The organism is Ciceribacter azotifigens (assembly GCF_048159625.1).
Classification (GTDB): Bacteria; Pseudomonadota; Alphaproteobacteria; order Rhizobiales; family Rhizobiaceae; genus Allorhizobium; species Allorhizobium azotifigens.
This window is the reverse complement of record NZ_JBLQTA010000003.1, coordinates 15,548-28,296: the sequence shown is the minus strand read 5'-3', so window position 1 is coordinate 28,296 and position 12,749 is coordinate 15,548. Positions and strand designations below refer to the sequence as shown.

10 protein-coding genes are annotated in these 12,749 nt (G+C 63.4%); 5 read left to right on the top strand and 5 right to left on the bottom strand.

Going from position 1 to position 12,749, the window contains the following annotated elements; translation table 11 throughout:
- Window positions 1-21: 21 nt before the first annotated feature.
- A complete protein-coding gene (locus ACM6UT_RS05250) occupies window positions 22-1,053 on the bottom strand; it encodes a glycerophosphodiester phosphodiesterase family protein (RefSeq protein ID WP_416796312.1) in 1,032 nt (343 codons plus the stop codon).
- Between the two features lie 299 nt (window positions 1,054-1,352).
- Here ACM6UT_RS05250 and ACM6UT_RS05245 point away from each other — a divergent pair, with 299 nt between their 5' ends.
- Both ACM6UT_RS05245 and ACM6UT_RS05240 read left to right on the top strand, forming a co-directional pair.
- Complete coding sequence (locus ACM6UT_RS05245; RefSeq protein ID WP_129333508.1) at window positions 1,353-1,562, top strand: cold-shock protein; 210 nt, start codon at window positions 1,353-1,355, stop codon at window positions 1,560-1,562.
- Between the two features lie 181 nt (window positions 1,563-1,743).
- Complete coding sequence (locus tag ACM6UT_RS05240) at window positions 1,744-3,453, top strand: GH32 C-terminal domain-containing protein (RefSeq protein ID WP_416796311.1); 1,710 nt, start codon at window positions 1,744-1,746, stop codon at window positions 3,451-3,453.
- A 6-nt stretch (window positions 3,454-3,459) separates the two neighbouring features.
- On the opposite strand, the gene ACM6UT_RS05235 is transcribed toward ACM6UT_RS05240, so the two are convergent.
- The 3 genes from ACM6UT_RS05235 to ACM6UT_RS05225 all read right to left on the bottom strand — a co-directional run bounded on the left by ACM6UT_RS05235 (window position 3,460) and on the right by ACM6UT_RS05225 (window position 9,236).
- Window positions 3,460-4,872: a serine/threonine protein kinase gene (locus tag ACM6UT_RS05235; RefSeq protein ID WP_416796674.1), complete on the bottom strand. Its 1,413-nt coding sequence runs from the start codon at window positions 4,870-4,872 to the stop codon at window positions 3,460-3,462.
- 7 nt (window positions 4,873-4,879) lie between these two features.
- Complete coding sequence (locus tag ACM6UT_RS05230) at window positions 4,880-5,620, bottom strand: metallophosphoesterase family protein (RefSeq protein ID WP_416796310.1); 741 nt, start codon at window positions 5,618-5,620, stop codon at window positions 4,880-4,882.
- Window positions 5,621-5,726: 106 nt separating this feature from the next.
- Window positions 5,727-9,236 carry a hybrid sensor histidine kinase/response regulator gene (locus ACM6UT_RS05225; RefSeq protein WP_416796309.1) on the bottom strand — a complete coding sequence of 1,170 codons (3,510 nt, stop codon included), beginning with the start codon at window positions 9,234-9,236 and terminating at the stop codon, window positions 5,727-5,729.
- A gap of 212 nt (window positions 9,237-9,448) precedes the next feature.
- Here ACM6UT_RS05225 and mscL point away from each other — a divergent pair, with 212 nt between their 5' ends.
- The 3 genes from mscL to galE all read left to right on the top strand — a co-directional run bounded on the left by mscL (window position 9,449) and on the right by galE (window position 12,384).
- Complete coding sequence (gene mscL, locus ACM6UT_RS05220) at window positions 9,449-9,877, top strand: large conductance mechanosensitive channel protein MscL (protein WP_416796308.1); 429 nt, start codon at window positions 9,449-9,451, stop codon at window positions 9,875-9,877.
- Window positions 9,878-10,011: 134 nt separating this feature from the next.
- The gene (locus ACM6UT_RS05215) at window positions 10,012-11,181 is read left to right on the top strand and encodes a pyridoxal phosphate-dependent aminotransferase (protein WP_416796307.1); all 1,170 of its coding nucleotides are present in this window, start codon (window positions 10,012-10,014) and stop codon (window positions 11,179-11,181) included.
- A 165-nt stretch (window positions 11,182-11,346) separates the two neighbouring features.
- Window positions 11,347-12,384: a UDP-glucose 4-epimerase GalE gene (galE, locus tag ACM6UT_RS05210; RefSeq protein ID WP_416796306.1), complete on the top strand. Its 1,038-nt coding sequence runs from the start codon at window positions 11,347-11,349 to the stop codon at window positions 12,382-12,384.
- A 27-nt stretch (window positions 12,385-12,411) separates the two neighbouring features.
- Here galE and ACM6UT_RS05205 read toward each other — a convergent pair whose 3' ends face one another.
- Entirely contained in the window at window positions 12,412-12,747 is a 336-nt protein-coding gene (locus ACM6UT_RS05205) for a protein tyrosine phosphatase family protein (protein WP_165351216.1), read from the bottom strand.
- Window positions 12,748-12,749 lie beyond the last annotated feature (2 nt).

Below are 12,749 nucleotides of genomic sequence, written 5' to 3'. Positions count from 1 at the left end.
TTGGCAGCGGCGCTGGAGGCCTTATGAACCTGTGGAATAGGGTCTCCGCAATCCCTGCCGCTCGAGCCAGCCGATCAGCGCTTTCGGCTCGTCGGTCTGGATTATGGTTGCACCGCGGTCGATCCAGAAGCCGTAGACCTCCTCAGGACGCCCGCTGGACATTGCGAGCCCGTCGCCACGCCCGCCGGCGACCATACCCTCGGGCCGGTCGGTGATCGGGTAGGTGTTAATCCAGAGATGGGTGTTGTTGCGGATCGCAACCGCGCGCGCCTGTGCCGAGAACAGGGCGCCGCCGTCCAGCGTCGGCGCAGGCGTAGCGTCCCTATGCCAGACCACCAGTTCGGCGGCCGGAGCCGCCACCTGCCTGTCGACCTTTTCGATGAAGCTCGCCTCGCGGACCGCGTCATCGGCGAGAATCGGCATGAAGAGTACGTCATCCCCGATTCGATCGAGCACGGCCTTCGTTCGGGCGAGCCGTTCCTCGTTCCAGATCGGCGCCTTGACGACGATGCCGTCGGCCATACCGAGGCGACGTGCAACCGCGACGATCTCGGGCAGGTCCTCCGGTTCGAGCTTGTTGTCGACATTGACGAGGATCCGCCCACGGGCGTGGGTCAGCATCTCCTCGAAGGTAGGGACGGTTTCCGCGCTCGCCTCGCCACTCGCCTCAATCTTCAGTCGGCACCGGCGAAGCTCCGCGAGCGCGTGGTCGCTCACCGCGCCGCGGCAAGTGGTGGTACGCTCCAGCGTCGGGTCATGCATAACGACCAGCGCGCCGTCGCGCGAACGGCGGACGTCGAGTTCGACCAGTTCGACCCCAATCGAAACGGCATTGTCGATCGCCGCCTTCGAGTTTTCCGGACGCACGGTCTTCCCGTTTTCCTTCCATCCCGCCCGGTGCGCGACGACCATCACGTGGTCGCGCCAGCGGTTGGCATCGCTCAGACGTTCGCGGATCAGGGAACTGCGTCCACCCGCCGGCATGGAGGCGTCCGTGGCGATCGTCGGTGCCACGAGAAGCACGGCGGCAAGCAGCGGGGCAAGGCGGCGCATCGTCAATCCTCCAATCCTGTCTCGTCAGGAAAGCGGATAGGCGGGCCCGGTCACAGGGGCGTGACGGATCGGTGAACCTTCGATGACAGTGCGGGAGCCGGGGGCCGATGTCGCGGATTTCGCCGGAAGCGTCTTGCAAAAGACGAAATTCGCACTTAGTTGTAACGCCATCGATCTTGCTAGACGAACTCTGTCCCGGCCGTTGGTGCCGTTCTGGCGAACTTCCCTTCAATATCGGTTACACCACCGCAGCGTTCGCATGCTGCACAACTTTCGACGCGATTGAAAAGGAAATCGTCATGAACACTGGTACCGTCAAATGGTTCAACGCCACCAAGGGCTATGGCTTCATTCAGCCGGACGACGGCGCTGCGGACGTTTTCGTCCACATCTCCGCCGTTGAACGCGCCGGCATGCGCGAACTCAAGGAAGGCCAGAAGCTCTCCTACGAACTGGCTCGCGACAAGCGTTCCGGCAAGACCTCTGCAGACAACCTGCAGGCTCTCTAATCGGAAGTGCTCTCCGAAGCGCGGCTACGGATGTACCGACGCGCTTTGTCGAGACCACGGGAAGGTCGGGTTCGCCCGGCCTTTTTTTATTTGCGGAGATCCCGCCATCCTCTCGACGCGATAGTCCCTTTACTTGTCGTTGCTCTGCCCTAGGCTTCTTAAGGGTGGGAAAGGAGCAGCGATGGACGACAGTGCACAAGCCCCGGCCAGAACCACGTTGCGCACGATCGAGGTTGACCTGCCGGTCAACGCGGTGTGGCACATCTGGCTGAAGGCAATGGTGCCCGGGATCCAGGGCGCTCTTTCCTTCTCCAACGCGAACGGCAAGTTCGGCGAGGTGATCGCCAGCAATGCCGAGGAGTACTCCTTCCGTATCTATCACGTCTTCGGCGGCGGCCCGGTCGAGATAAGCTACGACACGGATACGACCTCCGTTTCTGTCGCCTACTGGTTTACTGCACAGGAAGTGCTGGAGACGGGGATAACCGTCGTGCACACCAATCCGGCCAATGCGCCGCCGGACCTGCCGGAGTGTTACCATTTCCGCCCGCCTTTCGGCTGGATGAACGATCCGAACGGCTTCGGGCGTTTCGGCGGCAGGCCGCATCTCTTCTACCAGCATTATTCGCATGGGCTGCGGTGGAACAACATGCACTGGGGCCATGCCGTCTCATCCGATTACCTGCGCTGGCGGCATCTGCCGATCTTTCTCTTCCCATCGGAGGATCTGACAGCCCGGCCGGACCGGCGCGGCGGCGCCTTTTCCGGATCGGCGATCGCCTTGCCGAACGCGCCGGGTATCCGCGTCTTCTTCACCGAGAAGGTGCAGGATCGTGCGCCGGAGCAGGAGGTCCAGATGACGGCGACCTCCTCGGATCTCTTCAGCGCCGGTCAGGCGGAGGTCATTTTGCCTGGCCGCCCGGAAGGTGAAGGCCTCACCTTCGATTTCCGTGATCCCTACGTCTTCAAGGGCCCCGACGGGCACTGGAAGATGCTTCTCGGCAGCCAGAGCGCGGAGGGCGGGGTCATCCTGCTCTACGAGACACAGGACGTCACCGCTGCAGGGGGCTGGACCTATCTCGGCAAGCTTCTGGTCGAGAAGCGCCACGCGACGACCGCCATCGAGTGTCCCTGCATGCTGCCGCTCGACGGCGTGCTGACGGACCCCGCGACCCGCTGGGTTCTGATCTACGGGCTGATGAACAGCGTCGACGCGACGACCGGGCGGCGCAATCTCACCATGGCGGAGGTCGGCTGGTTCGACGGCCGGAACTTTTCACGCGAGTTCATCCAGGAGCTGGACTTCGGCACGGACAACTATGCGTTCCAGGCTTTTCTCGATGGCGATGCCCCGGTCGGCATGGGGTGGCTCGCCAACTGGGCGGATGCCTCCCCGACCATCGACTTTCCGACAGCCATGACGCTGCCGCGCACGCTCAAGCTCGGCGGAAACGGCCTCCTGACGCCGCCGATCGGCGCAGCCGAGAGCCTCAGGGGCCATATTCTCGACCGCACGCGCCTTGCCGCCGGCCAGGGGGTATCGTTTCCCCATGGCGCGGTTGAAATCCTCTTCGAACTCAAGGAGTCGGGTGCGCCCTTCGACCTCAAGTTCGACCATCCGAACGTCGATCTCGGGGTTGTCCAGGAGGAGGCGGGCCTTTCGATCCGCCACCGTGTCGGGGACGGCCCCTCGCCGAACTTCATTGCGCCGGGCGCGAAAGTGCGGCGGCTGCGCATCCTCCTTGACTACGGTTCGATCGAGGTTTTCGCCGATCATGGCCGGTTCGTCGGCACAAAGCGGATCGCCGGATTCGACCCGGTCCGCGACGCCCGGTTTGCGGCGGGAACCGAGAATGTCGCCCACGCCACGGTGTGGTCGCTGCGCCTCTGACGGCGTTCATCCCTTGTTTTCGGCCAGTCCCCGCGTGCGGACGACCGTGACGGTACACGGTGCGTGGGACGCGACTTCGGCCGAGACGCTGCCGAGCAGGGAGCGGATCGCGGAGTTCGCCCTTGCTCCCATGACGATGTGGTCGACGGTATTTTCGCGGGCATAGTCGAGAATGGCGTTAGCGGGCGATACGGCCTCGATCACGTGAAAGGTTATCGAACCTTCCGGTGCCTTGAGCGGCTCGGCCCAGTGCTTGAGCTCGACCAGCCGCGTGATGTGCTTGTTGTTTCCCGCTTCGTCGAGGTCGCTTTCCAGGCTGATGCGGGCGATCTTCAGCACGTTGAGGCAAGCGATACGGGCATTGGGCGCGATCTGCATGATGCGGCTGACCGTGAGCCGCAGCGCATCGGCAAGCTCCGGCGTCCCGTCGCGCAGGTCGATCGCCACCATGACGATCGGAGCGTTGGCGAGCTCTGCCGTCGCCTCCTTCGGCTTCAGGAGTTCGATAGGGTCCGGGTTGAAACGGCGTTTGATGACCTCTGCCCACCCGTCGCACCGCACCTTGTCGGCACGGGCGGTCAGCACGACCTTCGAAAGGTCCTGCAAGTCCATGGCGAGCTGCGCGGCCGAGGGGTAACGGCGTGCGGGATTGACCTCAAGACAGCGCAGGATCACCTCCTGCAGCGCCTTCGGCAGTTCGGGGCGCAGCGCCCGCGGCGGAACGGGGTCGCGCCAGAGCCGCTTCTTCAGCCCCTTCATGCGCTGCGGATCGCCGAAAGGTCGTTTGCCGGTCGAGAAGAAGTAGAGAAGCACGCCGAGCGCAAAAAGATCGCTGCGGAAGTCACTGCGAACGCCGAGGATCTGCTCCGGGGCCATGTACGGAGCGGTGCCGTAGGGCAGCCGGAACTCTTCGTCCATCAGATCGGGAAGTTCCAGATGCCGCGCAAGCCCGTAGTCGATCAGCACGGCTTCTCCGGTTTTCCGGAACATGACGTTCGAAGGCTTGACGTCGAGATGAACGACATTCTGCCGGTGGAGGTCTGCGAGAGCCGTGGCGATCTTGGCGCCGAACCTTGTCACGTCTTCCACGGGCAGGGGCAGGTCATCAAGCAGAGGATAGAGCGATTTGTCCGGCAGCTGTTCGAAGACGATGTAGGGCTGGTTCGCGAAGTCTCCGTTTGCGACAAAGCGCGGCACGTGCGGACCGGACAGCCTGGGCAGGATCATCTGCTCCATCTCGAAGCCGACGATCATCGCCGGATCGATGCCGGTGCTGATATCGGGCACCTTCATGAGCATCGGAAAGGTGATGTCGGGCCGGGTGACGGAATAGAGCTTCGCCATGCCGCCCTTGTGAGCGAGCGCACCGATGGTGAAGCCGTCTATGACGCTGCCCTGTTCGAGCCTGGCCTTCGCAATCATGCCGTCACCTGCCCCTGAAGAGCCGGGTGGCCAGGCTCTCGGGCAGCCCCGCCGCCCTTATTCTCGCGGCAGCCATCTCGATGTCGTAGCCTGCACGGCGGAATTCCAGCTCCCGCGCCTCGCTGTCGTAGAGGCCGAAAGCCGCCGACGGATTGCCGTCACGCGGCTGGCCGACCGCGCCCATGACGGCGAGCCAGCGCCGCTGCTGCAGGAGCGGAATGCCGGTAGCAGTATAGGGGGAGAAGCTGGTGACCTTGCCGCTCGAAGCAAGCGCGTAGAGCGCCGGCTGATGCACGTGGCCGCAGAAGCTGACGCGTGCGGTGCAGGCGGCGAAGTGCGCAGCCGCGGCCTCGGCGTCGGTCACGTAGCGGAAGCGCTGCGGCGAGGAGGCGTCCGCATGGACGTAGAGCCGGCACTCGTCGGTCGCGTCGAACGGCAATGTTTCGAGATAGGCCTTTTCGTCCGCCATGAGCTGCGTGCGCGTCCATTCCATCGCTGTCCGTGCCGTCTCGTTCATCGAAACGCCGGGATCGGAAACCGCCTGGTCGTGATTGCCACGGATCACCACGGCACCCTTCTCCGCGAGCTCCATCGTCTTGCGGACGCACCAGCCGGGATCGCCGCCATAGCCGACGATGTCGCCGAGGATGACGAAGCGCTGCGCGCCCTGCGCCTCGGCTGCGGCAAGGACTGCCTCGAAGGCCTGGCGGTTGGCGTGGATATCCGAAAGAATGGCAATCCGCATGGCCCCTCCCTGGCGCATTTGGAACTTCGGCGTCAATTTAGGGCGTGTTAGGTCTCCGCGCTATTGGCCTGAAGCAGCATAGACCGGGCACCGGAAAGGCCACGTTTCACTCTGCGGCTGCACGCTTCAGTCCGGACACGTGGGTGATGAAGGCACGAAGGGCCGCAGGCTTCACGGGCTTGTGCTGCAGGCCGATATTGTGCCGCTCTGCCTCGGCGCGCACCTCGATCGTGCGGTCGGCGGTGATCAGCAAGGCCGGCACTTCCGTGCTGTAGAGTGTCCGCAACCTCAGGATCGCCCCGATGCCGCTGCCGTCTCCGAGATGGTAGTCGGCGATGATGAGATCCGGTGGCCCGGAGCTCGCAGCGACGATCGGGTCGAGCTCGGCGATCGACCCCGCGCAGTCCACCTGACAGCCCCAACCCGAAATCAGAACGGCCATGCCGTCGAGGATGTTCGGTTCATTGTCGATGCAGAGAACCCTGAGCCCGCTCAGGGGCTGCGCCGCATCTCGCGCGCCCTGAGCGGCTGCTGATCTCACGACATCCCGAACGTCGCGCTCACGCGGCACCACGACCTTGAAGGTCGTGCCCTTGCCCTTTTTCGAAGAGAGTTGCACGGGGTGGTTCAGGACCTTGGCAATGCGGTCCACGATCGAGAGCCCGAGGCCGAGTCCGGAGGCCGTCTTCGCGCCTTCGTCGAGGCGCGCGAACTCCTTGAACACGGTCCGGAACTTCGATGTCGGAATGCCGATACCCGAGTCCATGACCTGGATGATGACGTCCTTGCCGCTGCGACGGGCGCCGACCAGGACTTTCCCGGAATGGGTGTACTTGATCGCGTTGGAGACGAGGTTCTGAACGAGGCGCCGCAGCAGGTTCGGGTCGGAGTGCACCCTGAGAGAGGTCGGCATCACCACGAGCTTGAGGTTCTTCTCCCGCGCCATCGGGCGGAAGTCTGTTTCGATCCGCTCCAGCAATTCGTGCAAGGGAACGGCCGTCAGTCTCGGTTTCATCGCTCCGGTATCGAGACGCGAGATGTCGAGAACGGCGCCGAGGATGTTTTCGACCGACTCCAGCGCGGAGTCGATGTTGCGCACCAGCGTGCTGTTTTCCGACTCGCCCAGTCTTTCGACCAGGGAGGACGAATAGAGCCGTGCGGCGTTCAGCGGTTGCAGGATGTCGTGGCCGGCGGCGGCGAAAAAGCGGGTCTTGCCGATATTGGCGTCGTCCGCCGCGGCCCGCGCTTCGGCGAGGGCGTGGTTGACGCGGGTGAGTTCGGCAGTTCGCTCGCTCACTCTCTGTTCGAGTGTCTCGTTCGCCTGTTTGAGGGCCTTGTCGGCCGCGACCTGGCTGGTGATGTCGCTGAAGGTGGCAACGATGCCCTTGTCGGGCATCGGATTGCACCGCACTTCGATGATCCGCTCGCCGCCCTTCAGCACAAGTTGGAACGGCTTGTCGAAGCGCTGGAAATTGCGCACGACCTGTGTCTGCTCTCCCGTCGCCACGTCTCCGCGGTCGGCGAGGATCGCGATGATGTCCGTCAGTGGGTAGCCGACTTGGCCCACGTGTTCCGGCAGATCGAGAAGGGTACGGAAGCGCCGGTTCCAGATCGTCAGCCGGTTGGTGCTGTCGAAGACGGCGATGCCCTGGTCCATCTGCGACAGGGCCGTCTGAAGCATGTCCTGATTATATTGCAGAGCCTCGCTTGCCTGGTCGAGAAGCCAGGCGGTATCGGCCGAGGTGTCCTCGGCCTTCTGCAGCATCAGCGACAGGACGAGGCGGGCCGACGAGGAGCCGATCGCACTGCCGAGCAATTGTTCGGAAAAGTGAATGAAGGCCATGTCGGCCGGGCTGTCATCGTCGAGGTGCCGTCCCGCCGCCTGCTCGTAGCTTCTGAGCGACCGTTCCATGCGCTCTTCGCCGAGATAGCGCGCAATAGCCACCTTGAGGTCGCCGACGCTGACGCGGGTTTTCCAGCCGCGCGTGGCAAATTGCGAGCGTGGATGCCGCTTGACGAAGATTCCGGACTGAATCCGCTCGACCGGTTTGAGGTTACGGCTGAGCGAGCCGAGGATGAACGCGGCCGTATTGAGCAGCAGGCTGAGGATGGTCGCGTTGACCAGAGGGTCGGTCTCCGGGCCGCTGAAGATCGCCACGCCCGGGAACAGGAAGCTCAGGATGGTCGAGGCAAGCTCGGCGTTGTCGCCGACGCCGAAGCTCGGCAGGAACAGGAGATAGGCCCAGACGAAGATCCCGATGCTCAGGCCGAGGATCGCGCCGCGCGCGTTGGCCCGGCGCCAGATCAGTCCGCCGAAGAGCGAGGGGGCGATCTGGGCTATGGCGGCGAAGGACAACAGGCCGATCGAAGCGAGGCCGCTCGTGTTGTCGGCCGAGTGGTAATAGAGATAGCCGAGAAGGACCACGCCGAGGATCGACAATCGGCGGATGTGCAGCAGCGTCTTTGCGAAGTCGGCGCGCTGGCTCGGCCGCGCGAGCAGCTTCTGGCGCAGGAAGACCGGCAGGACGATGTCGTTGGACACCATGATCGCCAGTGCGACCGAGGCGACGATGACCATTGCCGTCGCTGCCGAGAACCCGCCGAGAAAGGTGATGAGCGAGACGAGTTCCATCTCGTTGTGAAGCGGCAGCGACAAGACGTAGAGGTCGGCATCACCCGTGCCCCCGAAAGTCAGGATGCCCCCCATTGCGGCCGGCAGCACGAATAGATTGATCGCGACGAGATAGAGCGGCAGGAGGATGCCGGCGGTCTTGAGTTCGCGAGCCGTGCGGTTCTCCACGACCGTCACATGGAACTGACGCGGCAGCATGATGATCGCGAAGGCCGAAAGCCCGATCAGCAGCAGCCAGCGGCTGATCGGCGTCTGATAGGAGAGTGCCTCCATGACCGCCGGCGATTGGCTGGCGGTTCGCCAGAGATCGGCCGGCCCGTCAAAGAGGAAGAAGACGACCGAGATGCCGAGTGTCCAGAAGGCGACGAGCTTGACCACCGATTCCATGGCGATGGCCAGGATCAGGCCGTCCTGGTGTTCAGTTGCGTCCGTATGCCGCGTGCCGAAGATCACCGCGAAGCAGGCGAGCGATATGGCGACCAGCAGCGGCAGGTCGACGAAATAGAGATTGCCGGTGCCAATACCGTATTCGGACGGATCGACCATCGCCGCGACCGAACTCGAAACGGCTTTCAGCTGCAGCGCGATGTACGGAATGGTGCCGACCAGAGAAATTCCGGTGACCAGCATGCCGACGATCGGGTTCTTGCCGTAGCGCGCGGCAATGAAGTCGGCACCCGAGGTCAGCTTCTCCGCCTTGGCGAGCTCGGTGATCCGGCGGATGATCGGCATGCCGAGCGTGAACATGAGGATCGGGCCGATGTAGATGCCGGTAAACTCCAGGCCCCGCTCGGCCGCAAGCCCGACGCCGCCGAAATAGGTCCAGGACGTGCAATAGACGGCAAGGCTCAAGGCATAGACTACCGGACGGCCGCCGGCGGGTACGCCGAAGAGCCGACTCTTCCTGTCGCCGTAGCTCGCCACTGCAAACAGCAGCAGTAGATAGGCGAAGGCCGATGCGAAGATGATCCACCCTGGAAGCACGCTTTCTCCTCGTCACGAGCGCCCGACATCCATCCCGTAAAGCTTAGGGGAAGTCCAAGCCTTTTTAAATCGTCGGAAAATTGATCTTAAGTCGAAGATGGGGAGTGGTGACGATTGCCGGTTTTCGAACGTCGGGACTTTTATTAACATGCACCCTGCATTCGGTTTGATCGGCAAGCGCAGGTTCTTTCACGAAACGTAAGGGGATAGCGATGTTCAACGAGTTCAAGACTTTCATAGCCCGCGGCAACGTCATGGATCTGGCGGTTGGTGTCATTGTCGGTGGCGCCTTCGGCCTGATCGTGAACTCGCTCGTCAACGACATCATCATGCCGATCGTCGGGGCCTTCGGCGGTCTCGATTTTTCCAATTACTTCCTGCCGCTGAGCGGCAAGGTCACGGCAACGACGCTTGCCGCCGCCCGCGAGCAGGGGCCGGTGATCGCTTACGGCAATTTCATCTCGGTCATTCTCAACTTCCTTATTCTCGCCTGGGTCATCTTCCTGATGGTGAAGGCCGTGAACACGATGCGTGAATCGCTGGAGAAGAAGCCGGAAGCGAAGGCCGAAGCCGCGCCGCCGCCGGCCGACATCCAGCTGCTGACCGAAATCCGCGACCTGCTGAAGACGAGAGCCAGCTGACGACGACCGGATCTAAGTCCGGGATAGTCGCGGGACATACCACCCATCACCGAAATCGATCCCAGGCTCACGCATTGTCATGGGATTTTCGATCCGTGATCGGCTATGAACGGCCAAAACGGAGAAGCCGAAGCATGTCTTTTGTTGCCAGTCTCAGCCCGCGTGCCGTATCCGCTCCGGAAAGCGGGATCGTCGAGATCCTCAACTACGCCCGCGGGCGCGAGAACCTGTTGCCGCTTTGGGTTGGCGAGGGAGACCTGCCGAGCCCGGACTTTATCAACCGGCCGGCGAGTGATGCCCTGCTCGCCGGCGAGACTTTTTATACCTGGCAGCGCGGCATTCCCGAACTGCGCGAGGCTCTGTCGCGCTACTACGCCCGTCATTTCGCCGTCTCGCTCTCGCCGGAACATTTCTATGTCACGGCGTCCGGCATGCAGTCGATCGTGCTTTCCGTTCAGGCGCTCACCTCGCCCGGCGACGAGATGGTCTTCCTGACGCCGGCCTGGCCGAACATCGTCTCGGCCATCGAGCTCGCCGGCGCCCGCGCCGTCGGCGTCGAGCTCTCCTTCGGCAACGGGAGCTGGTCGCTCGACCTCGAGCGGCTGGAAGCGGCAATTACGCCGAAGACCAAGGCGATCTTCATCAACACGCCGTCGAACCCGACAGGCTGGACGGCGAAGAGGGAGGATCTGACGGCGATCCTAGAGCTTGCTCGCAAGCGCGGTATCTGGATCCTCGCCGACGAGATCTACGCGCTCTACTACTATGGCGCGGCCGCCCGCGCGCCGTCGTTCCTCGATGTCAAGGATGCCGACGACCGCATCATCTTCGTGAACTCGTTCTCCAAAAACTGGTCGATGACCGGCTGGCGCGTCGGCTGGATCGTCGCGCCCCCGGAAACGGGGCAGATGTTCGAAAACCTCATCCAATATTCGACATCCGGAGTTGCGCAGTTCATACAGCGCGGGGCGGTCGCCGCGCTCGACCATGGTGACGATTTCGTTCGCGCCAACTTCGAGCGGGCGGCACGCTCGCGCGACCTTCTCTGCGACGCCCTGATCGCCACCAACCGGGTGGAGACCCTGAAGCCGGAAGGGGCGCTCTACGCCTTCCTGAAAATCGACGGGGTGACCGACAGCCGCGCTGCGGCGCTCGACATCGTCGACAAGACCGGGGTTGGCCTCGCCCCCGGAACCGCCTTCGGCAAAGGCGGTGAAGCCTTCCTCCGGGCATGTTTCCTGCGCGATCCGCGCCAGATTGAGGATGCGGCCGGCAGGCTCTGCGACTACATACTCGGTCGTTGACGCGCGGGTGCACTGCCACTTTGGCACTTACGAAAAGAATTTCGTTTTCGTCAAAGTTAGGTACAGAATCGCCTCTAGCAACGAGAGCCATCCGGTGCGAGCGCTTGTGCAGCCATCGCCGCCGCGTGTAGCGTAGTCCAGCGAACCAAGAGGGAGAGAGCGACGATGGCGATACTGGTGACCGGCGGTGCGGGATATATTGGCAGCCACATGGTCTGGGCGCTGATCGATGCGGGCTACGAGGTCGTGGTGATCGACCGCCTGTCGACGGGTTTTCGCTGGGCCGTTCCACCCCAGGCTCGCTTCTACGAGGGTAATGTCGGCGACGTTACCTTGCTCGAACGGATATTCTCGGAGAACGCGATCGAGGCGATCATTCACTTCGCCGCGTCCATTGTAGTTCCGGAATCCGTCGCCGATCCGCTTTCCTACTACGAAAACAACACCGGCAATACCCGCGCGCTGCTGTCCGCCGCGGTCAAGGCTTCGGTGCCCCATTTCGTCTTCTCCTCGACGGCTGCGGTCTACGGCACGCCCGACAAGCCGGAACCGGTTCTGGAGATCGCGCCGCTTCGGCCGGAGAACCCCTACGGCCAGTCGAAACTCATGAGCGAGATCATGTTGCGCGATACCGCGCGGGCGCACGGGCTGAAATATGCCGCGCTGCGGTATTTCAACGTCGCCGGCGCCGACCCCGCCGGCCGCTCCGGCCAGTCGACCTCCAAGGCGACTCATCTGATCAAGGTCGCCTGCGAGGCCGCCCTCGGAAAGCGCGAGAAAGTCGATGTCTATGGAACGGACTATCCGACGCCCGACGGCACCGGCGTGCGCGACTACATCCATGTCAGCGACCTGGTCGATGCGCATCTGAAGGCGCTGGAATATCTGAGGAACGGCGGCGAATCCCTCACCGCGAACTGCGGTTACGGCCGTGGCTACTCGGTGCTCGAGGTGCTGGAAGCCGTCGGGCGGGTGCGCAGCGAGCCGGGCAGCAGCAATGGCGGCCCGCTCCAGATTTCCTATGGCCCGCGGCGCCCCGGCGACGCCGCCTTCATCGTCGCCGATCCGACGCTTGCGCGCACGGCACTCGGCTGGACGCCGCACCACGACGATCTCGATTTCATCGTCCGCACCGCCCTCGACTGGGAGCGGCGCCTGGAGAGAGGCGAAGTCCAGCAACGAGCGCTGACCGAAAGCACCTGAAGCCGGCCACGGGCCGACGAAGCGAGATCAGCCGCCGATCTGTTGCGCCATTTGGTAAAGCCCGGCGCACCGCGCGCCGGACGCGCAGAAGGCAAGAATCGGACCTTCGGTTTCCTTGAGCAGGGCGCGCAGTTTTTTTGCCTGTTCCATCGGCACGCCGCCACCGACCGGCAGGTAATAGGCGGGAAGATTGCTCGCCTGGGCTGCCTCCTCGATCGCCGAAAACTTCGGCTGGCCCCAGCCCTCGCCGTCGGGACGCATGCAGATCACCGCGGCATAGCCCGCTTCGGCGACCTTGGCGATGTCGCTCGGCTTCAACTGGCCCGAGACGTGGAAATTCTGGGTGACGGGGCGGATATGCACGA